Below are 204 nucleotides of genomic sequence, written 5' to 3' on the forward strand. Positions count from 1 at the left end.
GTATCTTGGCGAATTTGGGCGATCGCAGAAGCGGAGGGCGATCGCACGATTTCATACTGTTCGATCAGCGGTTCGTACTCCTCCCCCGGAGAAATCGTCAGGGCGGAAAAGGGGATATTTTGCAGGATACCATCGGCGGAAATTAACAGTCGTTTTTTCTGCAAGTGATCGGCGGCGGGTTGCAGTATCATTTCGCTCAATTCC

1 protein-coding gene is annotated in these 204 nt (G+C 52.0%); it reads right to left on the reverse strand.

The window, feature by feature from the left end; all coding sequences use genetic code 11:
- A partial coding sequence (locus tag AC0QHF_RS28270) for a CHAT domain-containing protein (RefSeq protein ID WP_324707621.1) occupies positions 1-191 on the reverse strand: 191 nt, incomplete at its 3' end.
- Positions 192-204: the final 13 nt, after the last annotated feature.

Source organism: Lyngbya sp. CCY1209, from assembly GCF_055795065.1.